Genomic DNA, 26,142 nt, shown 5'->3' on the forward strand with positions numbered 1-26,142 from the left:
GGGCGGCGCGAATGAAATTCTCGCGCCTTCGCCTGCTCGGTTTCAAGTCCTTCGTTGAACCCGGCGAGTTCGTCATCGAACGCGGCCTGACCGGCATCGTCGGGCCGAATGGTTGCGGCAAGTCGAACCTTGTCGAGGCGCTGCGCTGGGTGATGGGCGAAAGCTCGTACAAGAACATGCGCGCGTCCGGCATGGACGACGTCATCTTTTCCGGTTCGGGAACACGACCGGCCCGCAACACAGCTGAAGTCACGCTTTTCCTCGACAACAGCGACCGTAGCGCGCCTTCGGCCTTCAATGATGCAGACGAGTTGCAGGTTTCGCGCCGCATCGAGCGCGAGGCGGGCTCGCTCTACCGCATCAATGGCAAGGAGGCCCGCGCCAAGGACGTGCAGCTGCTTTTCGCCGACCAGTCGACTGGCGCGCGCTCGCCATCGATGGTCGGGCAGGGCCGCATCGGCGAGCTGATCCAGGCAAAACCGCAGGCGCGCCGCGCGCTTCTGGAAGAGGCGGCCGGGATTTCGGGTCTGCACACACGCCGCCACGAGGCCGAACTGCGTCTGAAAGCGGCCGAACAGAATCTGGAACGACTGGACGACGTCGTCGGCGAGCTGGAAAGCCAGATGGAAAGCCTGAAGCGCCAAGCCCGCCAGGCGTCACGCTTCAAGAACCTGTCGGCCGACATCCGCAAGGCTGAAGCGACGCTGCTGCATCTGCGCTGGACACTGGCCAAGACGCAGGAAGGCGAGGCGCGCTCGGCGCTGGCAATTGCCACGGCACTGGTCGGCGACCGCGCCGCCGCCCAGATGGCTGCCGCCAGGGAGCAAGGGATCGGCGCCCATCGCTTGCCGGAGCTACGCGACGCGGAAGCCGCCGCCGCTGCCGCCTTCCAGCGCCTGTCGATCGCCAAGACGCAGATCGAAGAGGAAGCGGGTCGCATCCGCGCTCGCCAAGCGGAACTCGATCGCCGGCTCCAGCAGCTCGACGGCGACATCACCCGCGAGGAGCGGATGGTCCGCGACAATGCGGATATCCTCGAACGCCTCGCCGCCGAAGAAGCCGCCCTCAATGCCGAGAACGCAGGTGCCGCCGAGCGCGAGGCCAGCACCCGCGCGGCGGTCGAACAGGCGGCGTCTACGCTTGCCGCGAGTGAAGCCAAACTCGCCGGGCTGACGGCCGAACGGGCGGAGGCCGCCGCCTCCCGCAACCAGATCGAACGAACGCTTCGCGACACTGCCGAGCGTCGCGACCGCTTCGCCCGCCAGCTCGCCGATGTCGACCGGGAGTTGTCCGACATCGCCTCCAGGGTCGCCGGCCTGCCCGATCCCACCGAGAAGCAGCTTCTGGTCGAACAGGCCGTGGCGCTGCTCGAGGAGACCGAAGCCGCGGCGATTGCCGCCGAACAGGCTGTCGTCGAGGCGCGCGTGGCGGAAAGTGCCGCCCGCCCGCCGGTTCAGGATGCAAAGGCCGAGCTGGCGCGGATCGAAACCGAGGCCCGCACGCTGGCCAAGATCCTGAATGCCGCGAGCGGCGACCTCTTCCCCTCAGTCCTCGAGCAGATCAGCGTCGAGCGCGGCTATGAGACGGCGCTGGGCGCAGCCCTTGGCGAGGATCTCGACGTGCCGCTCGACCGCAGCGCGCCGGTGCATTGGGGCCAAAGCGAGGTTCAGCCCGGCGACGCCGCTCTGCCTGACGGCATCAAGAGCCTTGCCAGCGTGGTCCGCGCGCCAGCGCAGCTGGCCCGCCGATTGGCGCAGATCGGCATCGTCGAGGCCGGCGATGGAAAGCGGCTGCAGGCGCTGCTTGCTCCCGGGCAGCGGCTGGTCAGTCGCGAAGGGGCGCTCTGGCGTTGGGACGGGTTCACCGCCAGCGCCGATGCGCCGACCGCCGCCGCGCAGCGGCTGGCGCAGAAAAACCGGCTGGCCGAACTCGACGCCGAGGCGGTCCACGCAACGCGTATCCTGCGCCAGGCCGAAGAGGCTCTTGCCCATGCCGAGCAGGCGCTTGCCCGGGCGAGCGAGGCCGAGCGCAACGCCCGTCAGGCCGGTCGTGATGCCCAGCATGGGCTGGACGCTGCCCGCAACGCGCTGGCCGAGGCCGAGAAGGCCGGCGGTGAGCTGTCGAGCCGACGCGCAGCACTTGACGAGGCACGCGCGCGCATCGTCGACAGCCATGAAGAGACGGCGGCGGCTTTCGTGGAGGCGGAGATGCTGCTGCAAAGCGCCCCCGATCTCGGTGATCTGCAGTTGCAGCTCGAACAGTCGGCCGCCAACGTTGCTCGCGACCGCGCCACCCTTGCCGATGCACGCGCCGTCCATGAAGGCTTGAGGCGGGAAGCCGAAGCGCGCACGCGCCGCCTCGACGCCATCGGTCAGGAACGCCGCAACTGGTTGGAGCGCGCCGAAAACGCCTCGACGCAGATCGCGTCCCTCGGCGAACGCAAGGCCGAGGCCGAGGCCGAGCGCGAAAGACTGGCCGATGCACCCGACGAGATCGACGCCAAGCGGCGCGCTTTGCTGTCGCAGCTTGCCGAAGCCGAAAGCCTGCGCCAGGCAGCCGGCGACCGGTTGCAGGAAGCGGAGAACAAGCAGTCCGAACTGGACAAGGCCGCGACATCAGCGATCCAGTCGCTGGCCGAGGCGCGCGAAACGCGCGTCCGCGCCGAAGAGCGGCTGACCGCTGCCGACGAAAGGCGGCTGGAGGTCGAGGCGCGTATCCAGGAGACGCTGAACACGCCGCCGCATCTGGTCATCCGCCACACCGGCCTGGAGGCCGACAGTCCGATGCCAGAGATGACTGAGGTCGAGCGTCAGCTCGATCGGCTGAAGATCGAGCGCGAGCGGTTGGGCGCCGTCAATCTACGCGCCGAGGAAGAGCAGAAGGAACTGTCGGACCGTCTGGAAACCATCGTCACCGAACGTGAGGACATCATCGAGGCCATCCGCAAGCTGCGGCAGGCGATCCAGAGCCTGAACCGCGAAGGCCGCGAACGGCTGCTGGCTGCCTTCGACGTGGTCAATGGCCATTTCCAGCGGCTGTTTTCGCATCTGTTCGGCGGCGGCACGGCGGAACTGCAACTGATCGAGTCCGACGATCCGCTCGAGGCCGGTCTCGAAATCCTTGCGCGGCCGCCCGGCAAGAAGCCGCAGACGATGACGCTGCTTTCCGGCGGCGAGCAGGCGCTGACGGCGATGTCGCTGATCTTCGCCGTGTTCCTGACCAATCCCGCGCCGATCTGCGTGCTCGACGAAGTCGATGCACCGCTCGATGATCACAATGTCGAGCGTTTCTGCAATCTGATGGACGAAATGGCCGCCACCACCGAGACGCGCTTCGTCATTATCACGCACAACCCGATCACCATGGCCCGCATGGACCGGCTGTTCGGGGTGACCATGGCCGAGCAGGGCGTTAGCCAGCTCGTGTCGGTCGACCTGCAGGCGGCCGAGGCCCTGCGCGAGGCAAGCTGATGCGTCGACAGCTCAGCTTGCCGGTAGCGCTTATCGGCTGTAGCACGAGCTGAGACGGTCCTTCATTCGGATGTAGCATTTTGATGTTACGCATGATCGTTTCGCAAATCGATCTCTATTTCGCGATCACGTGCCAGAATATTATGGAGAACCTTGTTGCCTGTACTTGTCACCGGAGCCGCGGGATTCATCGGCAGCCATGTTTGCCACCATCTCCTTGGCAGGGGAGAGGCGGTCGTCGGCGTCGACAATATGAACGACTATTACGACCTGGCGCTTAAAAAGGGGCGGCTCGCCCGCCTTCAGCCCCACAAGGATTTTTCATTTCATCAGATCGAGATCGCCGAACAGGGCGCTCTTGCCGCCGCTTTGGGCGGGCAAGGTATAACCAGGATTGTCCATCTCGCCGCTCAGGCGGGCGTGCGCCATTCACTCGACAATCCGAGGCTCTATGTCCGTTCCAATGTCGTCGGCCATCTCGAAGTGCTCGAATTCTGTCGCGCACAACCAGCATTCGAGCATCTGGTCTATGCCTCGTCGAGCTCGGTCTACGGCGGCAACCGCAAGGTGCCGTTCAGTGAGACCGATCAGGTCGACAAGCCCGTCTCGCTCTACGCCGCCACCAAAAAGTCCGATGAATTGATGAGCCATACCTATGCCCATCTCTTCGGGGTGCAGCAGACGGGACTGCGTTTTTTCACCGTCTACGGTCCCTGGGGCCGGCCCGACATGGCCTATTGGATATTCACCAAGGCGATGCTCGAGGGAAAGCCGATCCGGGTGTTCAACAATGGCGAGATGTGGCGGGATTTCACGTATGTCGACGATGTGGTGCGGGCGGTCGTCGCCGTGCTCGACAAGCCGCCCATGGCCGAGGCCCCACCCAGCAGGATTTACAATGTCGGCAACAACCGGCCGGTGCGGCTGGGTGATTTCATCGACACTCTGGAAAGACTGCTCGGTGTAAAGGCGATCCGCCACAGCGAGCCGATGCAGAGTAGCGACGTCGAGCGGACCTATGCCGACATGACGGCACTGGAGCGCGATTTCGGCTTCAAGCCGAGCGTTTCGATCGAAGATGGTCTGAAGAAATTCGTCGACTGGTACCGGTCCGAATGGGTTGCAGGATCAACGACAAGGTGACTGCGGCCTGAGTGTCGTCGTTGCCTGTTGGCATCCGCGTTTGCGGCCCCGCGACTTCGCTCCGGCCGGCCGCTCGATCATCGCCTCAGCCCGGCCATGAAGGTCTTTACTCGGGCAGGGTCGACCTGGTTCCACCAGACGCCGTCATGCTTCAGTGCGCTGGCGATGATGACGCCATCGACGATGCCAAGGATATCGTTGGCATTGTCGGGCGTCACGCCGCTGCCGACCAGCGTCGGTAGGCCGGCAGCCTCTTTGATCATGCGGATGTAGCTCAGATCCGCAGCGTGCCCGGTGCGCTGACCGGTTGCAATGATGGCGTCGGCGTCGAAGAAGACCAGGTCCTTGACCAATTCCTCAATCGGGCGGTCGGCGACGATCGCGTGCGCGCCATGCTTGACATGAGCATCGGCGAAAACGCGGATGCCGTTGGCGCGAAGCTTGGCGCGGTAGCGCGCCGCGCGACCCGACTCGCCCTCGACAAAACCCTCGTTGGCGACATAGGCATTCGCCCATTGATTGACGCGGATGAAACCCGCGCCGGCGGCACTGGCGATCGCAAGGGCAGGGATCGCGGCGTTAGCGAGCACATTGATGCCGACCGGCTTGCCGAGTTCGCGGCGGATACGGTCGGAAACGACCGCCATATAGGCCGTTGTCTCCGGTCCGATATCGTCAGGTTTGGCAAAGGGGATGTCGCCATGATTCTCGACGATCACGCCGTCACATCCGCCGTCGAGATAGGACCTCGCATCATCGAGACCCCGCTGATAGATCGCCTCGACCGCCTCGCCGTCAAAGCGCGGCGCGCCAGGCAGCGGCGCAAGATGAACGACGCCGATCACCACCTTGGTGCGGCCGAAAAGCTGCACGAGCGCGTCGCCGCCTGATTGGCCGAGTTGGGTCATGAGAGCTCCGTTTCATCGAAGAGCGCCCCCATTTCAGACGCGGAAGGACAGGATATCAGTGTGCCCGGGCGAGTCACTGCAATTGCCGCGGCCGCGAGCGCGAACTTCAGTGCTGAGGTAACCGACATACCCTTGGCAAGCCCGCCGGCCAGACAGCCGCAAAACACATCGCCGGCGCCACTGGTGTCGAGCGCCTCGACACGTGGCGCCGGCAAACGAAGCGGTGCTTCCTGGTCCGGGCCAAGCACGAGACAACCTTCCGCGCCAAGTGTGATCACGACTGTTCCGGCGCCTTTGGCCGCGAGCGCGTCGGCCGCGGCTGCCATATCACCCCGGCCGGTCAGTGCTTTCGCCTCGGATTGATTCACCACCAACAGCTGCGCCAGACCGAAATCAGGCAGAGCCGCCGCGTCGATAGGGCTGGCGTTCACAACGGTACGCGCGCCAATTTCCTGCGCTGTCCGCAGGCAGGCATTTATCGCGGCACCTCGCAGGTTTCCTTGGCACACAAGTATGTCGCCAAACGCGATCCGGCGCGCAAGTGCGGTTTGCGCAATCGGATCGAACGCTTCGCTGCAGGCGACGCCGCTGACGATGAAATTCTCGCCGCCAGCCTCAATAACGATGGTCGAGCGGTCGCTCGGCAGGTCGAATTCGCTCACCTCGAGGTCGGACAACTCCCTGTCGAGAGAGGCTCGGATCCATGCGCCTGCGCGGTCCTTCCCGAGCGCCGTCCAAAACGTCACCGCAGCACCCGTGCGCGCGGCCGCAACCGCTTGGTTTGCGCCTTTGCCGCCGAGGCCGTCGGCGTAGCTGCTGGCGTTCAAAGTCTCGCCGGCGGCAGGGAAGCGGCCGACGCGAAACATCGTGTCGACGCAGGCATTGCCGACGACATGCACATGCATCGCTTAGTTCTCACCGGTCGCCCAGCTCAGCATCTGTTCGAACAGGGTCTTATAGCCTTTCCAGGCGACGAACTCCGGTGGCAGCCAATGCGGCCCGACATCGGATGTCCAGGCCACAGTGCGGCCCTTGCCATAGTGGCCGGCGACGAGCAGCGGCAGCGATCCGTAGTCCGATGACACGGTTGCCAGAACTTCCGCCCCGTCTTTCAGCGTCACCTCGTTGAAGCCGAGCAGGATTGGCCAATCCGAACCGAGACCCTGCAAGATCGGATGGTCCGAGGAGCCCTTCGGGACAGGCGAAAACCCTTCCGGCACTTCGACGCGGTCGTCGAACGCGAGGCAGTTCACCGGCAGGACCTCCTCGACTGGCGTTTTGCGGTAGCGCGCGCCGCCATTGATGCCCTGGAAGCTATAGTAGCCGCCGAACATCAAAAGCCCGCCGCCATCGCGCACATAATCGCGCAGCAGGCGCAAGCGGTTCGGCGTCGGCTTCGAGTGGACCCAGGTGTCGGGATGCAGAAGCAGCGTGTTGGCGCCGATGTCGGAGAGCACCACCGCGTCATAGGCCGAAAGCGCCTCCATTGTTTGCGGAAAACTGCGCTGCGCCTCATGCGCCGGCATGAAGGCCACGTCGAAGTCGGTCGCCTTCAGCGCCGTCAGCAATTCGTCAGCGCCGGTGTGGTAGGTGACCGTCGGAAACTGGTCGAAACCCTTGATATGCGTCGCGGTCGACACCCAGGATTCGCCGGCAAGCAGGATCTTTTTCTTGGACATTTGAACTCCGTCTTAAGTCAGTTCCGCCGCGAGAACACAGCCTTCGGATTGGCGATCAGCATGCGGTCGATGGCTGGCTGCTCGACGCCATGCCGTTTCAGGCGCGGTATGAAATGCTTCAGGATATAGCCGTAGCCGAAGCCGCCGAAGCGGGTCAGCATGATCTTGAGGAACACATCCTGCGACAGCAGCAGGCAGTCGCCGAAACCGGCCTCGATAAGTGCCGCGATTGCTCGCGCATTCTCTTCGTCGGAGGGCGATTGCGCGTCCTGGTCGGCATAATAATAATCCATACCGATCATATCGTATTCGAGGAACGCGCCGCGCCGGGCGAGGCTTGTCTGATAGTCGAGATCGCTATGGCTGGGGTTCATGTGGCACAGAACGGTGTGGCGAAGATCGGCGCCCTCCGCCTCCACGACATCGAGCACCTCATGCGCCAGCCGCTCCCAGCCGGGCAGATGGATCGACAGCGGCACGCCCGTGATGCGCGAGGCCCGCGCAGAAGCTCGCAGTGACTTTCGTTCCTTTGAAGTGAAGTCCTTGCTGACGCCGATCTCGCCGATCAGCCCGGCCAGGATCGGTGGCTGCGTCTCGCCGCCGCCGACGTCGTTGACGATGAACTCGGTCACGGCGTCGATATCCATCGCGTTCAGCCATTCGGGATGGGTGTGCTCGAGATAGAAGCCGGTGCCCATGACGATCTTCAGGCCGGACATGCGGCTGATGCGGGCGAGCTTCTCCGGCTCGCGGCCGATGCCGATGTTGGTCGCGTCGACGACGGTGTGGCCGCCCAGCGCGCGATAGCGTTGCAGCTCAGACAGCGCCAGGTCGCTGTCGTCGAGCGAAACATTGTCGCGGTTGGCGTAAGGGTTCATGCGCAGTTCGCCGATGATCTCGATGTTCACCGGCTGCTCGGCGAGCGCCAGGTCGTCGGGATGACAGGGACATTTCCAGCTGCGCGCACCATCGAGCAAGATGTGCTCGTGCATCAAGGTAATGCCCATTTCTTCGACCGGAACGGGGCCGAGCACGGTCATCACCTGGCCGGTTTCGACCCCGATCGCCAGCCGCTGCCTGGGAGCTGCGTCATCGAAGAGATCACTCATAGGCTCAACGGCTCCGTACGGCGCCGCGGAACAGGCGGAAGTTCAGCCAGATGGCGATCAGGATGATCGTTCCGGTCACGATCGGCGTCAGGAAGGGCGACAGATGCGCCAGGATCAGGCCGTTGCCGATGACGGCCACGGTAAGCGCGCCGAGCACCGTGCCGATAATCGTTCCACGGCCGCCGAACAGGCTGGTGCCGCCAAGCACGACGGCAGCGATCACTTCGAGCTCAAAGCCTTGCCCGGCGTTCGACGATCCGGATCCGAGCCGGGCCGCAATGATGATCCCCGCAAGTGCTGCCGCGGCGGCGGAAATCACGTAAACGAAAAGCGTCGTTAGCCGCGTGTTGACGCCGGCGCGTCTAACCGCTTCGGCGTTGGCTCCGATGCCGGTCACGTAGCGGCCGAACGGCGTCTCGTTGAAGGCGATATAGGCAATCGCAAGGATCGCCAGTGCGATCAGCGCAGGCGCCGGCACGCCAAGAAACCAGGCGCGGCCCAGCACCGTGAAAGGGCTTCCCGGCTCGATGGGGATCGAGTAGCCGCCGGTGATCAGCAGCGCCACGCCACGGATCACCGAAAGCCCGGCAAGCGTGACGATGAAGGCCGGGATGCCCTCATAAGCAACGAAATAGCCTTGCACCGCGCCAAGCAAGGCACCCAGCGCAAGCATGGCCAGGATGACCACCGGCCATGGCAGGCCCAGCTGCAGCAGTGTCGCCGACAGCGTTGCCACCAGCGCCAGCACGGAGCCGACAGAAAGGTCGATGCCGCCCGTGGTGATGACGAAGGTCATCGCTGCGGCGACGATCAGCAGCGGGGCCGACTGCCGCAGGATGTTCAGCAGATTGGGCGACGTCAGAAAGGCGTCCGTCGTCACCGAGAAGATGACGCAAACCACAAGAAAGAACAACGCGATCGACACGACACTGCCATTGGCGAGCACCGCATCTCGCCATGTGCCTTCGCGAACCCTTCGAGACTGAGCGGAGTGGGTCGAACTCACGTCGCTCATGCTGGCGCTCCATCGCGATAGGCGTTGGTGGCCGAACGAGCGCTGAATTTGCGGCCCACGATCAGGTTGACGACATCTTCGATATTGGTTTCGCCGATCAGCCGCTCGGCGACGTTGCGTCCTTCGTACATGACCTGAATGCGGTCGCATACGAGGAACAGATCCTGAAGGCGGTGGGTGATCAGAATAACGCTGACGCCGCGGGCGCTCACGGCGCGGATCAGGTCGAGCACAGCCTCGACCTCGGCGACGGCAAGCGCTGCCGTCGGCTCATCCATAATCAGCACGGACGGCTCGAACGAGGCGGCGCGGCCGATCGCGATCGACTGTCGCTGTCCGCCGGACAGGTTCTCGACCTTGAGCCGCGTGTCGGCGATAACGATGCCGAGGCGATCGAGCATCTGGCGCGTCTGTTCGTGCATGCGCTTCTTGTCGAGAAAGGAAATGCCGGCGATGCGGCGGCGCGGCTCGCGGCCGAGAAAGAGATTGCCGGCGACATCGACCGTGTCGCAGAGCGACAGATCCTGATAGACCATCTCGACACGCGCTGCACGCGAATCCGCCGGCGAGTTGAAGGTCACCGGCATGCCATCGATCTCGATCGTGCCGGCATCGGGAACCACCGCCCCCGACAGCACCTTGCTCAATGTCGACTTTCCCGCGCCATTGTCGCCGACCAGTCCCAGGACCTCGCCCGGCTTCAGCACCAGCGACACATCATCGAGCGTCTGGATGGCGTTGTAGCGCTTTGAGATGCCGCTCATCCGCACCCGATAGGTCTCGCTACTGCTCATCTTGGATCCCAGGGGATTTGCAAAGCGTTCCGCGGCGTAGCCTCAAGCGGCGCCGCGGACCGGTCATCGACGCAGTTTACTGGAACATCGCGCGGTATTGCTCGACATTGTCCTTGGTTACGATGGTCACCGGAATATTGATGATCGGCTCGACCGTTTCGCCCTTCTTGAGCTTGATCAATGCCTCGACCGCGGCTTTGCCTTCGCCGGCCGGATCCTGCTGGACGACCGCTGCCACCCAACCATCGTCAATGCCCTGAATGACCTGCTTGGTCAGGTCCCAGCCGAACACCTTGACGTCGCCGGTGCGGCCTTGGCTGGTTACGGCCGAAACAGCGCCGAGCAACGCCGGCTCGCCGGTCGCATATAGCGTCGTCATGTCCGGATTGGCGGTCATCAAATTCTCCGAAGCGCTCATTGCGGTCTCCTGAACATTCTGGCCGTCGACCGTGTCGAGGAAGGTGATCGCCAAGCCGCTGTCAGTGACCGCCTTCTTGAAACCGTCGAGCCGCTGGTTCTGGATGAACGAATTAAGCGCGCCGACAATGCCGATCTTGGCAGTGCCGCCCATCTCCGACTTGACATAGTCGGCGTAGAATTTGCCGATATCCTCGCCAGCCTTGGCGTTGTCGACACCGATGAACGCAACGTTGTCGCCGTCGGGAATCTGCGCGTCGATGGCGATCACGGGGATGCCGGCCGCCTTCGCGGCGGTGATTGCAGGCTTGACGCCGTTCACGTCGATGGCGACTAAAATGATGCCGTCGACTTTCTGTGTGATGTAGTTCTCGATCGCGTCATTTTGCGCGCTCGGCACGTTGTTGGCATTGAAGATGACCAGCTTGGCGCCTGCGGCGTCGGCCGCCTTCTGCGCGCCCTCATTGATCTGGTTGAAGAACAGGGCCTGCTGGTTGATGTTGACGAGAGCGAACGTATCGGCGAACGCCGATCCCATCGCGGTCGAGCAAATGGCGATGACGGCGGCGCAACGGAAGAGAAGTTTGAACGGACGCATTTACGGTTCCCCTTGCTTGCGGGCCAAACCTGTTCGGCTGGTCCCATTGGTGCTACAGGCACGAGGCAACATTCAAGAGACTTGAATACTTGTCAACGAATTTGATCTCTGAGCGCCGTCAGAACGTCGCCGGCGTGTTGACCCAGAAAATGCTGGCTCTCTCCTTGCCGATGTTGCGGTAATGGTGCGGCAGTTCCGACCTGAACACGAACGCATCGCCAGTGGCTAGATCATGGCTCTTGCCATCGACGATCAGCTTGATCCGGCCAGCGAGCACATAGCCGACTTCCTCGCCGACATGCTGGATGGGACCTTCGCTCTCGCCGTCCGCCTCGATATGATGGATATTGCACTGCAGCAGGTGACCGGGCGAATACGGAATGATGCGCTCAAGCGAAATGCCCTCGCCGCGCCTCAGCGCGTCGAGCGAGATCAATGGCCGCGCGCCTGCGCGGAACACGATCGCCTCGTCGTCGTCGACCTGTTCGAACATCCAGCCGATATTGGTCCCCAGAGCTTCGACCAGGCGGTGAAGCATGGGCAGGGATGGCGAAGCCTTGCCGTTCTCGATCTTGGACAAAAGGCTTTCAGAGCAGTTCGCAGCTGTCGCCAGCGTCTTCAGCGTCATGCCCCGTGTCTGCCGGGCGAGGCGCAACCGCGTTCCAAGCCGCGCGGCATTTACGGTGGCGGCGTCCGCTTCAGACTCTGGCCGTCGCCGATCGATTTTGTTCATCCGTTCGCCAACCATTCAACAGTCATGGGACAACTGTCGCGCGAGCAAAAGACAGCGGCGACCGATTTGCAAGCGATGATTTGTCAATTTCGACGCTGCAGTGCCTCGACCAGTCTTGATAGCACGGATAAAGCAACTCAGCGTCGAACACTCGCCTTCTATGGCGACATCGGCCGTCCCCCGATCAACCCATCGCTGACTGGAACAAAAAGCGTTCCTGCGTTGTTCTCCAACCGTCCTGATGTTCGACGGCTGGTTCATACGCCGGCCAGGGGCAATCCCCGCGGCAGGCGCTTGGCCGGCACGCGAAGAAGGGATGGCGATGGATCCTGACGATCTCAACACGGAACGGATCGCCACTGTGTTCGGCGGAACAGGCTTTCTCGGGCGCAGGATCGTGAAGCGGCTCCTTGAAAGAGGCTTCACGGTCCGCGCCGCATCCCGCCACCCGGCTCGTGTGGGCCCGGTCTTTTCTTCGACAACAAGGATGCCCGAAGCCGTCGAGGCGGATATATTGGATGCGTCCTCGATCGGCTCGGCCATTGCCGGATCACAGGCGATCGTGAATGCTGTGAGTCTTTATGTCGAGCAGGGCGCGCAGACGTTTGAACGCGTGCATGTGAAAGCTGCCGCTGATCTCGCCGCTGCGTCGCGCGATGGCGGGGTAGACCGGTTCGTCCAGATTTCGGGGATCGGCTCCGATCCTCAATCGGATTCGAAATATATTGGGGCACGTGGGCGCGGAGAAGTGGCGGTGGCTGGCGCATTTCCGGGCGCCTTCATTGTTCGTCCCGCCGTTATGACAGGACCTGACGACGTTTTCCTCACGACGATTGTGAGGCTGATACGTCTCCTGCCGGTCTATCCGCTGTTCGGCGATGGTGGCACACGGCTTCAGCCGGTCTATGTAGCAGACGTCGCAGAAGCAGTGAGCCGGCTGGTCGACGGGCGAAACCACAAGGGTTCATTGATATTCGAATTCGGTGGCCCGCGCATCTACACCTATAAGGAACTGCTTCGGGAGATCGCCCGACAGCTCGATACCCATATCAGGCTGATGCCACTGCCGTTTGCGGCGTGGAACGCATTGGCCGGCGTCGCGGAATTCCTTCCGGCCGCCCCGATAACGCGCAACCAGGTCGATCTAATGCGTCACGACAATGTGGCATCAATAGACGCGCCAGGCCTGAAGGAACTCGACATCGAGCCGCGGGGCATCGAGGAGGTGATCCGCTTGATCGAACAGCGCGCGTGATGCCGGCCAACGCTCGTCTCCTCCTTAGGAAGAACCTACGATCCTGACGGGAACCTATCGCGATGCAGCAGGTTGGTCGAGATTGCGCCAATGAAGGAGGAAAAGAACTATGGCCAGATGCGATCAATGTGGGAATGACTACGACAAGGCTTTCGAAGTGAAGGTGGCCGCGGAAACCTATACGTTCGACAGCTTCGAATGCGCAATTCAAAAACTTGCTCCGGTCTGTCCGCATTGCGGATGCCGGATCATCGGACACGGCGTTGAACAAGATGACATCATCTACTGCTGCGCACATTGCGCCGCGGAGGAAGGCGCAAGCGCACTGACCGATCGCGCACCTTGATGCAACGCTACCAGGATGGGCCCCCAAGAGGCAGGGCCATCGCCGACACGGACTTGTTGGCAAGCATGGAAGTCAGCATTCAGAAGCCTGTTAGCAAAGCCGTGATCAGCGAAAGCAACTAAAGGGCGGGTTGGCCGTTCTGATCAGCCGCATTAGCGGCGGGGCATCCGAAGACATGACTACGCCGCAAATCCTGTCGTTCGCCGTTACCTTCGTGATGATGGCAGCGTTCGTATGGGGTCGCTATCGATATGATCTGGTCGCAGCTGCGGCACTGTTGCTTGCACTCGCGGTTGGCATTGTACCTTTTGAGGAAGCCTTTAGCGGGTTCAGCGACGACATCGTGATCATTGTCGGCAGTGCGCTGCTGGTGAGCGCCGGCATAGCCCGCTCGGGCATCATGGAAGTTGCCATCAAGCGTTTTGTTCCGAACATATCGGGCGTTCGGCCGCAACTGGCGCTGCTGGTGATCGTGGTCACGATCCTGTCTGCCTTTGTAAAGAATATCGGTGCGCTGGCTATCATGATCCCGATAGCCTTCCAGTTCGCGCGCCGGTCAAGCGTTTCACCCTCGATATTCCTGATGCCTATGGCGTTCGGGTCACTGCTCGGTGGACTCATGACGCAGGTGGGGACATCTCCCAATATCGTTGTGTCGCGTGTGCGGGAGGAACTTACCGGCACCGCCTTCACAATGTTCGACTTTACACCTGTTGGAGCCGCCCTGGCCGCCGCCGGAACGATCTTCCTGCTGCTTTTCTATTGGCTGTTACCGGTGCGCGAAAAGCTCGGCGGGTCGCTGAATGAAGCCATCAACATCAAGAATTATCTGACAGAGGCCCGAATTGTCAGCGCTTCCACGGTGCTCGGGAAAACCGTCGCAGACCTCATTAAGCTTTCCGGCGGCGATGCTATCGTGACGTCGATCCTGCGCAACCGGACTATGCGTATGACGCCACTGCCCGACGTTGTCCTCAAGGTGAACGACATTCTGCTGCTCGAGGGTGACCCAGAGGCGCTGGATCGCCTTGTTTCCCAAGGCAAACTCAGCGTTACGGGCAATAGGGTCGGTGGTGATGCCACGGCCAGCGAGATGGTAGCTATCGAAGCCGTAATCGGTGAAAGCTCCTCTTTGATCGGCTGGTCAGCCCAGCGCCTTGCCCTTTACGACCGCTTCAATGTCAACCTCCTGGCTGTCAGCCGTCACGGTGAGCGCCTCGACCGCAGGCTGGCCGAAATCCAGCTAAGGCTCGGCGATGTCATCGTGCTGCAGGGCAATGCAGCGGCGATACCCGAGATACTGCGTGAACTCGGCTGCCTGCCGCTGGCGGAAAGGGCTATCCTGCTTGGTAGTGTGCGTAAGGGTGTCGTGCCGGTAACGATCCTTGCTCTCGCCATGGTGGCGACTGCGTTCGGGCTGCTGCCGGTCTCCGTCGCTTTCTTTGCGGCCGCGGTCGGGATGGTGCTTTTCAAGGCCATTCCGGTCCGGGAGGTCTACCAATCGCTAGATGGTCCAATCCTTCTTATGCTCGCCGTTCTCATTCCAGTGAGCGATTCGCTACGCAGTACGGGGGCGACAGGAGTAATTGCCGGTGAGCTTGCCAAACTGGGAACTATTCTTCCGGCGCCCGGCGCACTGACGCTAATCCTTGTCGCCGCCATGGCCGTTACGCCATTCCTCAACAATGCCGCCACCGTGCTTGTCATGGCGCCTATCGCCGCCGAGTTTGCTGGCGATCTCGGCTACAGGCCGGAAGCATTTCTGATGGCAGTCGCCATTGGCGCCGGCTGCGATTTTCTCACCCCGATCGGCCACCAGTGCAACACGCTCGTCATGGGGCCGGGCGGCTACCGCTTCAGCGATTATCCACGTCTGGGACTGCCGCTATCGTTCCTCGTCGTCATCGTTGCTGTGCCGATGCTAATGATCATATGGCCAATGAACTGATGTGCGGCGGACGGATCAATCCTGCTCGAGCTTTAGCTACCGATTTCGAGAAGGATAAGCCGCGATAGCGCCTCCGCATGTAGGCTCGCCGCTGACAGTGATCTGCCCTTAGGGCGCGGACAGCGGCTCCATGTCCGTGCTACGATTGCGTCGGTCGAACGACGCGTTGGGGAAGCATATGGCGAGTGAATATTGGGTAAGGAGGGGTGCCTGTTTGTGCTCGGGTTGGAAGCATGTTGGCGCTTCGAACATGCCGTCAACGGCTTAAGCCACATGCAATCCAATGCCCTCCTCCTGGCGGTTTTTGGAGCAATCGTGCTCCTCACGGCCTGGCTACCCATGTTTCTTAGGAAGCTTCCGCTTTCGCTGCCAATGGTTTGCATCGGGATCGGGGTTCTTTTGGTTTGGTCGCCATTCTCTCCGCTCGTAGGGGTGAACCCACTCGAGAACCGGATACTAACCGAGCGCCTCACAGAGTTGGTTATCATCGTCGCCCTTATGGGGGCAGGCCTGAAGCTGGACCGGCCGGTGAGTTGGCGGGGTTGGGAGTCGTCATGGCGCCTTCTCGGCATCGCCATGCCTCTGACGATCGCAGGAATTGCATTTCTCGGCTGGTCAATTCTCGGGCTTGGCCTTGCCGCCGCACTTCTGCTTGGGGCTGCTCTCGCGCCTACTGATCCTGTTCTGGCAAGCGACATACAGGTTGGTCCACCTCAATCCGGCAAGGAGGATGACGTGCGTTTTGCTCTCACCTCGGAGGCCGGGCTCAATGATGGAGCGGCGTTTCCGTTCGTCTATCTCGCCATCGCAATTGCGCTGTCCAGTGCGTCCGGCGAGCCTTTCTTCTCACGCTGGCTCGCCGTTGAGGTTCTCTGGAAGATCGCCGCAGGCGTTGGCATCGGATGGCTGGGCGGAAAAGTTATGGGCTACCTTACGTTTCATCTGCCAAAACGGTCGGGTTTGTCAGAGACGAAAGACGGCTTCGTTGCGCTCGGTATCACTTGCCTTGCGTACGGCTCGACCGAAATGCTTCACGGCTACGGCTTCCTTGCGGTGTTCGTCGCGGCTGTTGCGCTACGCTCCGTCGAGCGGCAGCACCGGTACCATGAGAGCTTGCACGACTTCGCGGAGCAGATTGAGCGATTGCTGATGATGGTCCTGCTGGTCTGCTTTGGGGCAGCCATCGCAGAAGGATCGATCTTTGGCGCCTTGAGTTGGCAGGTGATCGTCACGATCGCCCTGGTGCTGTTCGTGGTGCGCCCGCTCGCGGCGTGGGTTGGGCTAATCGGATTTCAGACGTCATCACGCGAAAAGGCCGTGATTGCTTTTTTTGGAATACGCGGCCTTGGATCGTTCTACTATCTCGCATTTGCACTCGGGCAGGCTGAATTCGAGGGTGCGACAATTCTTTGGGTAACCGTCTGCTTCGCCGTTCTGAGTTCAATTGTTATGCATGGCGTTATGGTGACCCCAGTCATGCACCAGTTGGACCGCGGCCGACCACGCTCCTGGCTGAGGATGCCCCGAACTCGGCCCAGGTAGGCCAGCCGCGAGCGGCGGATGGATCAGGGGCACCAAGTCAGTTGTGACGATCCAAGCATCTAAAATAGTCGACCTGAGTTGAATGGCCGTTGCCGATGCGCTGGCGGAGAGAGCGCTGGAATCACCGCTGGGAACGGCGCAATGAGATTTATATTGTTGGCAGCTACAGAAGCTGTCGAAATAACGGGATTATTGTTTATCTCGACAACTGCACTACACGGTTGTCTTAAAGGTGAACTAAGCTGTTGGTTTCATTATCAGATGACTGGCTGGGGCGCCAGGATTCGAACCTGGGATTGTCGGTACCAAAAACCGATGCCTTACCACTTGGCTACGCCCCAACAGCGGGAACATGCCCGCTGTGCGCGCGGCCTTATAGGACGAGCCGACGGAAAGCTCAATGCCGAGAATAGCAAGAGCGCGGGACTGATCCACCGGTTCCCGCAGATTGGCGTTCGCATATCATCGTCTGCTGTCGGGCGATGGCGTATTCACCCCAAACGGCCATCTCATTGCCGGCCGGATCGACGAAATGGAACCGCCTGCCGCCGGGGAATGAGAAGATCGGCTTGACGATCGTGCCGCCGGCATTCTCGACGGCGCCCAGGGTTTCTTCCAGGTCCTCGGAATAAAGCACTGGAAGCGGCTTGGCGGGCGCTTCGCCGGCATCAGCCTGGAAGCCCATCAAGGCCTTCCGAAAAGGCCGAGAGTAGGTCGTGAACGACCAGGAAAAGGCGGCGATGTAGAAAGCCTTGAGCCTATCCAGCGTTCCACCAATTGCCGGCATTTCCAGAAAATCGAGTTGTCCGGTCAGTTTCACGGTGTTACCCCTTGTTCCTGTTATGTTCTACTCAAGTGGGCGCCGAGCGGCAAGTCTTTTCGCCATCGCTTTTTCTTAATCGATTGTAGAAGCCGGCTGGCTTTGCCGACGCTTGCCTTTCGCACTGCAGCATCATATCGCTCGGATGGGACACGGCGAAACTTCGGCTCGCCAATCTTTTCAATCTCCTGCAACCGGAGAGCAAGCATGACCAAATGGGTCTACACCTTTGGCGACGGCGCTGCGGAAGGCCGTGCCGGCGACAGGAACCTTCTGGGCGGCAAGGGCGCCAATCTGGCCGAAATGTGCAGCCTGGGCCTGCCCGTGCCGCCGGGGTTCACCATCACCACCGAGGTCTGCAACGCCTACTACGCCAACGGCCGCACGTACCCGGCCCCGCTGGAGGCGGACGTCGCGGTTGCGCTTGACCATATCGGCCGGCTGACCGGGCGCCGTTTCGGCGATCCCTCGAACCTGCTTTTGGTGTCGGTGCGTTCCGGTGGCCGCGCTTCGATGCCCGGCATGATGGACACCGTCCTCAATCTTGGCTTGAACGATGAGACGGTCGAAACGCTGGCCGCCAATTCAGGCGATGCGCGCTTTGCCTATGACAGCTACCGGCGTTTCATTCAGATGTATTCCGATGTCGTCATGGGCCTCGACCATGAGGTGTTCGAAGAAATCCTCGAAGACCAGAAGGGCGGGCTCGGCCACGAACTCGATACCGAACTGACGGCCATCGAATGGCAGGGCGTGATCGCGCTCTACAAGGCCAAGGTCGAGGAGGAACTCGGCAAGCCGTTTCCGCAAGATCCGCACGAGCAGCTCTGGGGGGCGATCGGCGCTGTGTTTTCGAGCTGGATGAACAACCGCGCCATCACCTATCGGCGCCTGCACGACATTCCCGAAAGCTGGGGCACTGCGGTCAACGTCCAGGCCATGGTCTTCGGCAATATGGGCGAGACCTCGGCCACCGGCGTCGCCTTCACCCGCAATCCGTCCACCGGCGAAAAGATGCTCTATGGCGAGTTCCTGGTGAATGCGCAGGGCGAAGATGTCGTCGCCGGCATCCGCACGCCGCAAAACATCACCGAGGCGGCGCGCATTGCCGCCGGCTCCGACAAGCCGTCGCTGCAGAAGCTGATGCCAGATGCGTTCCAATCTTTCGTCACCATCTCCGACCGTCTGGAAAAGCACTACCGCGATATGCAGGATCTCGAATTCACCATTGAGCGCGGCAAATTGTGGATGCTGCAGACGAGGTCCGGCAAGCGTACCGCCAAGGCGGCGCTCAAAATCGCCGTCGACATGGCGCGCGACAAGCTCATCTCAAAGGAGGAGGCCGTCGCCCGCATCGATCCGGCCTCGCTCGACCAGTTGCTGCATCCGACCATCGATCCGAAGGCGGCGCGCGATGTGATCGGCATCGGTCTGCCCGCATCTCCGGGTGCAGCCACCGGCGAGATCGTCTTTTCCTCCAACGACGCCGAGGAGCTTAAGACGCAAGGCCGCAAGGCGATCCTCGTGCGCATCGAGACCAGTCCCGAGGACATCCACGGTATGCATGCGGCGGAAGGCATCCTGACCACGCGTGGCGGCATGACCAGCCACGCCGCTGTGGTGGCGCGCGGCATGGGCAAGCCTTGTGTGTCGGGCGCTGGCTCGCTGCGCGTCGACTACAGAGCCGGCACGCTGATGGCGATGGGGTCGACGTTCCGCAAGGGCGACATCATTACCATCGATGGCGGTAACGGCCAGGTGCTGAAGGGCGCCGTACCGATGCTGCAGCCGGAACTCTCGGGCGATTTCGCCGCCATCATGGAATGGGCCGATGCCGTGCGTCGCATGAAGGTGCGCACCAACGCCGAGACGCCGCTCGACGCGCGCATGGCGCGTTCCTTCGGCGCCGAAGGCATCGGACTTTGCCGCACCGAGCACATGTTCTTCGAGGGCGACCGTATCGTCGCCATGCGCGAGATGATCCTGGCCGACACGGAAAAGGGCCGGCGAACGGCGCTCGCAAAACTCTTGCCCATGCAGCGCTCGGATTTCCTCGAATTGTTCGAGATCATGGCCGGCCTGCCGGTGACGATCCGCTTGCTTGATCCGCCGCTACACGAATTCCTGCCCAAGACCGAGGAAGAGGTGGCCGAAGTCGCTGCCGCCATGAACGTGTCGCCCGACAAGCTCAGGCAGCGCACTGAGGCCCTGCACGAATTCAATCCAATGCTTGGCCATCGCGGCTGCCGGCTTGCGGTTTCCTATCCCGAAATCGCAGAGATGCAGGCGCGCGCCATTTTCGAGGCCGCCGTCGAGGCCGGCAGGAAGGCCGGCGCGCTGGTGGTTCCGGAAATCATGGTGCCGCTGGTCGGTCTGGTGAAGGAGCTCGACTACGTCAAGGCGCGGATCGACGCCGTCGCCAAGAGCGTGATGGAGGAGACCGGCGTCAAGATCACCTATCTTACCGGCACGATGATCGAACTGCCGCGCGCCGCGCTCCGCGCCCATGTCATTGCCGAGGCGGCCGAATTCTTCTCTTTCGGCACTAACGATCTGACCCAGACCACCTTCGGCATCTCACGTGACGACGCGGCCTCGTTCCTGGAGACTTATCGTCAGAAGGGCATCATCGAGCAGGATCCGTTCGTGTCGCTCGATATTGAGGGCGTCGGCGAACTGGTGCGGATGGCGGCCGAAAAGGGCAGGGCGACGCGGCCGGAGATCAAGCTCGGCATTTGCGGCGAACATGGCGGCGATCCGGCATCGATCCATTTCTGCGAGGAGGTCGGCCTCGACTATGTGTCGTGCTCGCCCTACCGTGTGCCGATCGCCAGACTGGCTGCCGCGCAGGCGGCGGTGCAGGTTGCAAAGACTACAGCGCCGCCCGTCGTTTAATTCAGCGCGCGCAAAGAATGGTGCGGCACTTGAGCTTTGCGCAGGAACCCTCGAACCGAACCCTATGCAGCGAAAATCCGATCCGGATTCTCGCTAACGCGCACCTTCTCGGGGCATGTTCTCTCGAAGCGCATTCTCTGCACCAGCGGGGTGTCGCAATAGTCCACGCGAGCATCCACGCTCGCCAAAAGAGACAGGCTTCAAGCTGCAGTTCGTGCACCTGTCTCTGTTGGCGAGCGCGGGCCCTCATGCGAGGTCGTGTCCCGTTAGCTCGTTCAGGTCACAAAGAATGCAGCTGCCGTAAGCGACAGACCTGGAGAGAGAGTGGCGAATTGTGTTTGAACCGCGCCGCCGATCCCGTCGCTGTCGAAAGAGAGTGCCCCGGTTGAATTGTTGTAGATGATGCGGTCGGAACTGTCGTGCGCGGCCGTACCCGCAAAGAAAGCGGTGGATGTGAGCCCTCCCAACTTAAGCCCGGCAAAAATCGCGTCGTCGAGGTGGATCTTGTCCTGGAGCTTGTTGAAGTCGGTGATCCTGTCGATGTTGCCGGCTCCAAGAGCGGTCTTGAAGACGAAAATGTCGTTGCCGCCAAAGCCGCTCAACTTATCGGCACCGCCGCCGCCGTTAATGACGTTGGCGCCGGCATTGCCCTGGATGGTTTGGGCCAACGCGTTGCCGGTCAGGTTGATTGCCGTGGTGCCGGCGTCCTTCGTGGTGCCAAGGACTTCAATCGACGAGCCGGCTGAGAGCGCATAGCTCACCGAAGTCCACACCCTGTCTTGACCTTGCCCAGAGGACTCGACCGCCTTGTCGCCGGCATTGTCGACATAGTAATCATCGTTGCCGCCAAAGCCGACCATCGTATCGGCGCCGCGGCCGCCGTTGATGACGTTGGCGCCGGCATTGCCCTGGATGGTTTGGGCGAACTCATTGCCGGTGAGGTTGATCGCTCCCGTGCCGGCGGCATTCCTGGTGCCGAGAAGCTCAACTTGCGATCCGGCCGAAAGCGCATAGCTCAACGAGGCGAATGCCCTGTCGCTGCCGCCGCCCGCCGCCTCAACCACTCTATCGCCGGCATTGTCGACATAGTAGGTATCGTTGCCGCCGTAGCCGGTCATCGTATCGGCGCCAGCGAGGCCGTTGATTACATTGGCGCCGGCATTGCCCTGGATGGTCTGGGCGAACTCATTGCCGGTCAGGTTGATCGCCGTCGTGCCGGCGGGATTCCTGGTGGCGAGAAGTTCGACTTGCGCGCCGGCCGTAAGCGCATAGCTCACTGCAGCGAGCACCTTGTCGGTGCCGCCGCCCGCCGCCTCGACCACCCTGTCGCCGGCATTGTCGACGTAGTAGGTGTCGTTGCCGCCGTAGCCGATCATCGTGTGGGCACCGGCTCCCTGAAGTACATCGGCTCCGCTGGTGCCATAGAGCGTATCGTCGGTTGGAGGTGGGGTCGTGGTGCTGGTGTTGTGTCGCAGGAAAAAGTCTTGCATCGCCGGAGTGTTCCCAAGCGAGGTTTCGCCGTTCTGCGAGGCCCATTTATAAGCCATGTCAAACGCAGGATTGGGAACCAGCCTTTCCCAGTGGTCCATCATGGTCTGCATCTGGGATGTCGTGGGCATGACATATGACCCGCCCGTATTGGTCGTCCAGCCGCCGCCGCCAAATGCCTGATAGACCGGAACGATCGCGCTCTGCGGGATGCCTGCTTCCAACGCCGCAGCCACGGCTCTATCAATGTAGTTGAAGTCCACCGCAGTCGTGCGCACCGGATAGGGATTTATTCCGTAGTAATCGATGCCCGTGTTGGCAGGATTGTAGGTATTGGAATAATTCGAATCTGTGAACGACCCCATGTCCATCAGGGTGATGAAGGTCTTGGCGCCTGGAAAATGGGAATGGATCCAGTCGGATTCCGCCTTCAGGTTGGCAGCGCTCACTTGGGTATGATATCTGCCGGTGGGATCCGGCTCGTCAGCCAGAAAAAATCCAAAAACCTTCGGATTATTGAGGAGAGGCGTTACCTTGTCGATAAACGACTGGGTTACACCATTGCTCTCGCCGAGCCAGATCAGGGCCTTCGAGCCCTCCGGCAACGCGTTGACCGACGACGCGTATTGAAGATCAACCAGGTTGAAGCCATAGGCCTTGGCCTGGGCCGCTGAGGCGCCCCAGGTGTAGTGCATCGTGGCCATGCGAATATCCCTCGTGTGATTCGGTAGCCCCCGATCCCTGCCTACGCGACGGCCCATATTAGCGCCAAATCAATTAGCGAGACGCTGTTGATAGAATCATTTGATCTTGGATGGATCACCAATTCTCATGTGTTTTGACTGCACAGACCTTGCGCCCTGCGGGATATTCGGAGAGCGCCGCCACGCGGTCATAGATGATCGACGGGACGCGATCGATGGGGAGGAAACGATGAAAAACATGGATAGTGTCTACGCGCGAACGCGATAGACCCCATCGTGCCGCCAGCGGGCTTGGCTGCGCCTGTGCGTCACGAATACGTCTGTGTTCGGCGCTGTCCGGAACGCGACGGCGCCGTGCTATAATGCCGTGCGCATTCTTGCGACGCTTCGCAAGACGCGTAGGGGCTGGACAATGCCGAAATGACCTAGAATCGTACTGGGGACGGCCGGCGCCATCGTAGTCGCCATGGTTCGGGGAATCGTTGCCACCTTGACGGGAGCGCCGCTAAGGCTTCCGGGCTAATCGGGCAGTGGCTCCACGCAATTGTCTACGGACGAGAATGTCGCCAAAACACAAGGCCGGTAGCAAGTACGCCGAGATGCGCGGCAGCACTCCTTGCATTGTTTGAATTGAAAGTACTAAAAGCATCGCCCATTGGTCACGGGTACCGGCCGGGGGATTGTCACGGAAAAGGCACCATAGGTTTTATGCTGGCGCCTTCGGACAACCAAGGGCTTGTATCTGTGACTAGCGCTGGCAGGCGTTCGAAGGCGTCGATGCGGTCTACGAAGCATTGACGTTGAAATTTCAGACCTTTGAGAGAGAGACCAAAATGACCGAACGGATTGTCAGTTTTGTCATGAGCGGCGGTGTTGGTTCACGGCTTTGGCCTCTGTCGCGCGAGGACAATCCCAAGCAGTTTCATGATTTTTCGGGCGAAGGCTCGATGCTTGTCAGGACGCTGAGTCGGCTTACGGCTCGGCCAGATGGCGAAACGCCAATCTACCTGATTGCCTCGGAGCGCCACGCCGACCGCGTTTATGCCGACCTCGCCGGCCTCGATCTTTCGGGTGGCGGCCCCTTGTTCGAGCCGACCGGACGCAACACGGCGGCCGCCGTTGCCTTGGCAACCCTGCGCTGCTTGTCCGAATATGGCGACAGCCTCATGCTGGTAGTGCCGTCCGATCATGAGATCGCAACCGAGCAGCAATTCTGGCGGAGCGTGGAAAACGGCACCGCGGCGGCGCGTGCGGGCCGGCTGGTGGTGTTCGGCATCAAGCCAAGCCAGCCGGAGACGGGGTACGGGTATATCGAGGTTGCCGGCGAGAAGGATGGCATCTACGATGTCTCGCGCTTCGTCGAAAAACCGGATCTCGTGACTGCGCAGAGCTATCTGACGGCCGGCAACTTCTACTGGAACACCGGCATCTTTCTATTTCGCGCAAGCGCCATGCGCGACGCCTTCACGGCTTTCGAGCCCGAGATATGGAAGGCCACCGAAATTGCCTACCAGGCAGCGACAAGCGATCTTTCTGGGCTCTACATGCCTCTGGAGCTCTACGCCGCCATTCCCTCAACGTCGATCGACTATGCGATCATGGAGCGCGCCAGCCACATCGCCATGGTGCCGGCCGGCTTCCGCTGGAACGATCTCGGTTCCTGGCAGTCGTTGCTCGATGTCGGGCCCTCCGACAATGACGGCAATGTGATCGTCGGCGATGTCGTCGCCATCGACTGCGAGAACTCTTATATCCGCAGCGACAGTCGCTTGCTCTCGGCCATCGGCTTGAAGGACGTTGCCATCGTCTCGACCGCCGATGCCACCTTCGTCGCTCCGGTCAGCCGCAGCCAAAACGTCAAGCAGATCGTCGAGCAGCTCGAAAGGAGCGGTCGGCTGGAAACGAGGTTCACGCCCGCTGCCGACCGCGTGATCGAAAGCGGCGCCTGGCGGCGCCGCGTCCACCACTGGCTGTTTGAAGAGACGGTGCCGCTGTGGTCCACGGTCGGGGTCGATGAGCGCCATGGCGGTTTCCACGAGGCGCTTGGCTTTGACGCCACACCGCTGATGAAGCCCAAGCGCATGCGGACCATGGCCAGGCAAGTCTACGCCTTCGCTGTCGCCAAAGCGCGCGGCTGGGACGGGCCTGCCGACCGGTTGATCAGCCATGGCATCGAATTCATGAACAGGAACGGCCGCACCGACAATGGCGGTTGGGTGCGCACGCTTAATATCGATGGCACTGTCGCCGACGCCGCCGAGGACGCCTACGATCATTCCTGCGTGCTCCTGTCGCTGGCGCATGCCCATATGGTCGGCAATGTTGATGCTTTGCGGCTTGGTGAAGAAACGTTTTTGTTTCTCGACGCGCACCTTGAGGATCACCGCATGACCGGTTTTCTCGAGACGTCGAGAGGCGCGGGCGAGCGGCGTTCCAACCCGCACATGCATCTGCTCGAGGCTTTTCTGGCCTGGCATCAAGCGACCGGCGAACTCGCCTATCTTCGTCGCGCCGCGCGCATCGTAGATCTGTTTCGCAGCCATTTCTTCGATCCGGAAAGCTGGACGCTGGGCGAGTATTTCGATGCCGAGTGGAGGCCGGCGGATGGCGAGAAAGGCCTATGGACGGAACCCGGCCACCATTTCGAATGGGCCGCACTGCTGGTCGACTTCGCCGAGCGCAGCGGCCAGAGTGAACTGACCGGCTTTGCCAGAAAACTCTACGCCTCTGCCATCGCCAATGGCCTCAATCGCGCCACCGGCCTCGCTTATGGCGCCGTCTCGCGGCAAGGCCTGCCGCTCGACCGTATCTCACGCAGTTGGCCGCAGGCCGAAGCAATCAAAGCGGCGATTGCACTCGACGGTTCAGGTGGCCCCGACCTCAAGCCCGAGATCGAAGCACGTGTCGGTCGCTTGTTCCGCTGGCACATCAATCCGGCACCGCTCGGCCTGTGGGTAGATCGGATCGACGAGCGTGGCCGCTCACTCGCGACCGATGTGCCGGCAAGCATCTTCTACCATCTGGTCTGTGCGCTGACCCAATATCTCGACAGCACTGGCGGCAAGCCCCGTGAGGGCTCGACACGCTGGGCCTCGACATAGCTGCCGGTGAACAACGGACGGACAGAGGCGAAGAGCGGTTTCCCCGGAAGTCGACGCTGAGCTTTTGCGGGCCACGAAGGCCCGCCGAGATTGGTGGTCACCGGCACGAAGATTGATGTTGTCTGGCTTTTCTTCGATAATAGGCTTCGCTTCTTTCGACCTATGGCTCAAGCGATT

Annotated in this window: 17 protein-coding genes, 1 tRNA gene and 1 pseudogene; 8 read left to right on the top strand and 11 right to left on the bottom strand. The window is 61.6% G+C overall.

From position 1 onward, the window contains the following. Nucleotides 1–11: 11 nt before the first annotated feature. On the top strand, nucleotides 12–3,470 hold the full coding sequence (smc, locus tag EN807_RS17495; RefSeq protein ID WP_135936008.1) for a chromosome segregation protein SMC: 3,459 nt from the start codon (nucleotides 12–14) through the stop codon (nucleotides 3,468–3,470). Between the two features lie 156 nt (nucleotides 3,471–3,626). Then, nucleotides 3,627–4,613: an NAD-dependent epimerase/dehydratase family protein gene (locus EN807_RS17500; RefSeq protein ID WP_135936009.1), complete on the top strand. Its 987-nt coding sequence runs from the start codon at nucleotides 3,627–3,629 to the stop codon at nucleotides 4,611–4,613. 77 nt (nucleotides 4,614–4,690) lie between these two features. Here EN807_RS17500 and EN807_RS17505 read toward each other — a convergent pair whose 3' ends face one another. The 8 genes from EN807_RS17505 to EN807_RS17540 form a co-directional block, all read right to left on the bottom strand. Then, nucleotides 4,691–5,521, bottom strand: coding sequence for a BtpA/SgcQ family protein (locus tag EN807_RS17505; protein ID WP_135936010.1), 831 nt, complete (start codon nucleotides 5,519–5,521; stop codon nucleotides 4,691–4,693). Further along, complete coding sequence (locus EN807_RS17510; protein ID WP_135936011.1) at nucleotides 5,518–6,426, bottom strand: PfkB family carbohydrate kinase; 909 nt, start codon at nucleotides 6,424–6,426, stop codon at nucleotides 5,518–5,520. Before EN807_RS17510 ends, EN807_RS17505 begins: the two co-directional genes overlap by 4 nt. A 3-nt stretch (nucleotides 6,427–6,429) precedes the next feature. After that, nucleotides 6,430–7,200 (bottom strand): glutamine amidotransferase, encoded by a 771-nt coding sequence (locus tag EN807_RS17515; RefSeq protein WP_127320228.1) that lies wholly within the window; start codon nucleotides 7,198–7,200, stop codon nucleotides 6,430–6,432. 17 nt (nucleotides 7,201–7,217) lie between these two features. Next, entirely contained in the window at nucleotides 7,218–8,309 is a 1,092-nt protein-coding gene (locus EN807_RS17520) for a phosphotriesterase (protein ID WP_135936012.1), read from the bottom strand. A 4-nt stretch (nucleotides 8,310–8,313) separates the two neighbouring features. Then, the gene (locus EN807_RS17525) at nucleotides 8,314–9,324 is read right to left on the bottom strand and encodes an ABC transporter permease (protein ID WP_135936013.1); all 1,011 of its coding nucleotides are present in this window, start codon (nucleotides 9,322–9,324) and stop codon (nucleotides 8,314–8,316) included. Then, nucleotides 9,321–10,118 carry an ATP-binding cassette domain-containing protein gene (locus tag EN807_RS17530; RefSeq protein WP_127316702.1) on the bottom strand — a complete coding sequence of 266 codons (798 nt, stop codon included), beginning with the start codon at nucleotides 10,116–10,118 and terminating at the stop codon, nucleotides 9,321–9,323. The genes EN807_RS17525 and EN807_RS17530 overlap by 4 nt, the downstream gene beginning before the upstream one ends. 76 nt (nucleotides 10,119–10,194) lie before the next feature. Continuing rightward, nucleotides 10,195–11,133, bottom strand: coding sequence for a substrate-binding domain-containing protein (locus tag EN807_RS17535; protein ID WP_135936014.1), 939 nt, complete (start codon nucleotides 11,131–11,133; stop codon nucleotides 10,195–10,197). 118 nt (nucleotides 11,134–11,251) lie between these two features. After that, the gene (locus EN807_RS17540) at nucleotides 11,252–11,866 is read right to left on the bottom strand and encodes a cupin domain-containing protein (RefSeq protein WP_135936015.1); all 615 of its coding nucleotides are present in this window, start codon (nucleotides 11,864–11,866) and stop codon (nucleotides 11,252–11,254) included. 322 nt (nucleotides 11,867–12,188) lie between these two features. On the opposite strand from EN807_RS17540, the gene EN807_RS17545 reads away from it, so the two are divergent. From EN807_RS17545 to EN807_RS17560, 4 genes are all read left to right on the top strand, one after another. After that, a complete protein-coding gene (locus tag EN807_RS17545) occupies nucleotides 12,189–13,121 on the top strand; it encodes a complex I NDUFA9 subunit family protein (protein WP_246684182.1) in 933 nt (310 codons plus the stop codon). Between the two features lie 109 nt (nucleotides 13,122–13,230). Continuing rightward, complete coding sequence (locus EN807_RS17550; RefSeq protein WP_127316705.1) at nucleotides 13,231–13,467, top strand: hypothetical protein; 237 nt, start codon at nucleotides 13,231–13,233, stop codon at nucleotides 13,465–13,467. Nucleotides 13,468–13,642: 175 nt separating this feature from the next. Further along, entirely contained in the window at nucleotides 13,643–15,415 is a 1,773-nt protein-coding gene (locus tag EN807_RS17555; protein WP_135936475.1) for an SLC13 family permease, read from the top strand. Nucleotides 15,416–15,688: 273 nt separating this feature from the next. After that, nucleotides 15,689–16,957, top strand: coding sequence for a cation:proton antiporter (locus EN807_RS17560; RefSeq protein WP_135936476.1), 1,269 nt, complete (start codon nucleotides 15,689–15,691; stop codon nucleotides 16,955–16,957). Between the two features lie 266 nt (nucleotides 16,958–17,223). On the opposite strand, the gene EN807_RS17565 is transcribed toward EN807_RS17560, so the two are convergent. Both EN807_RS17565 and EN807_RS17570 read right to left on the bottom strand, forming a co-directional pair. Next, a tRNA-Gln gene (locus EN807_RS17565) sits at nucleotides 17,224–17,298 on the bottom strand. Nucleotides 17,299–17,447: 149 nt separating this feature from the next. Beyond that, a pseudogene (locus EN807_RS17570) lies at nucleotides 17,448–17,777 on the bottom strand (VOC family protein); the annotation flags it as partial. 207 nt (nucleotides 17,778–17,984) lie between these two features. Between EN807_RS17570 and ppdK the strand changes: the two are divergent. Further along, nucleotides 17,985–20,672 (top strand): pyruvate, phosphate dikinase, encoded by a 2,688-nt coding sequence (gene ppdK / locus EN807_RS17575; protein ID WP_135936017.1) that lies wholly within the window; start codon nucleotides 17,985–17,987, stop codon nucleotides 20,670–20,672. A gap of 275 nt (nucleotides 20,673–20,947) precedes the next feature. Here ppdK and EN807_RS17580 read toward each other — a convergent pair whose 3' ends face one another. Next, complete coding sequence (locus EN807_RS17580) at nucleotides 20,948–22,864, bottom strand: calcium-binding protein (protein WP_189522478.1); 1,917 nt, start codon at nucleotides 22,862–22,864, stop codon at nucleotides 20,948–20,950. Nucleotides 22,865–23,697: 833 nt separating this feature from the next. Here EN807_RS17580 and EN807_RS17585 point away from each other — a divergent pair. Beyond that, complete coding sequence (locus EN807_RS17585; RefSeq protein WP_135936018.1) at nucleotides 23,698–25,965, top strand: AGE family epimerase/isomerase; 2,268 nt, start codon at nucleotides 23,698–23,700, stop codon at nucleotides 25,963–25,965. The last annotated feature ends 177 nt before the right edge of the window (nucleotides 25,966–26,142 follow it).

It is taken from the genome of Mesorhizobium sp. M5C.F.Ca.ET.164.01.1.1, assembly GCF_004792125.1.
GTDB lineage: Bacteria > Pseudomonadota > Alphaproteobacteria > Rhizobiales > Rhizobiaceae > Mesorhizobium > Mesorhizobium wenxiniae.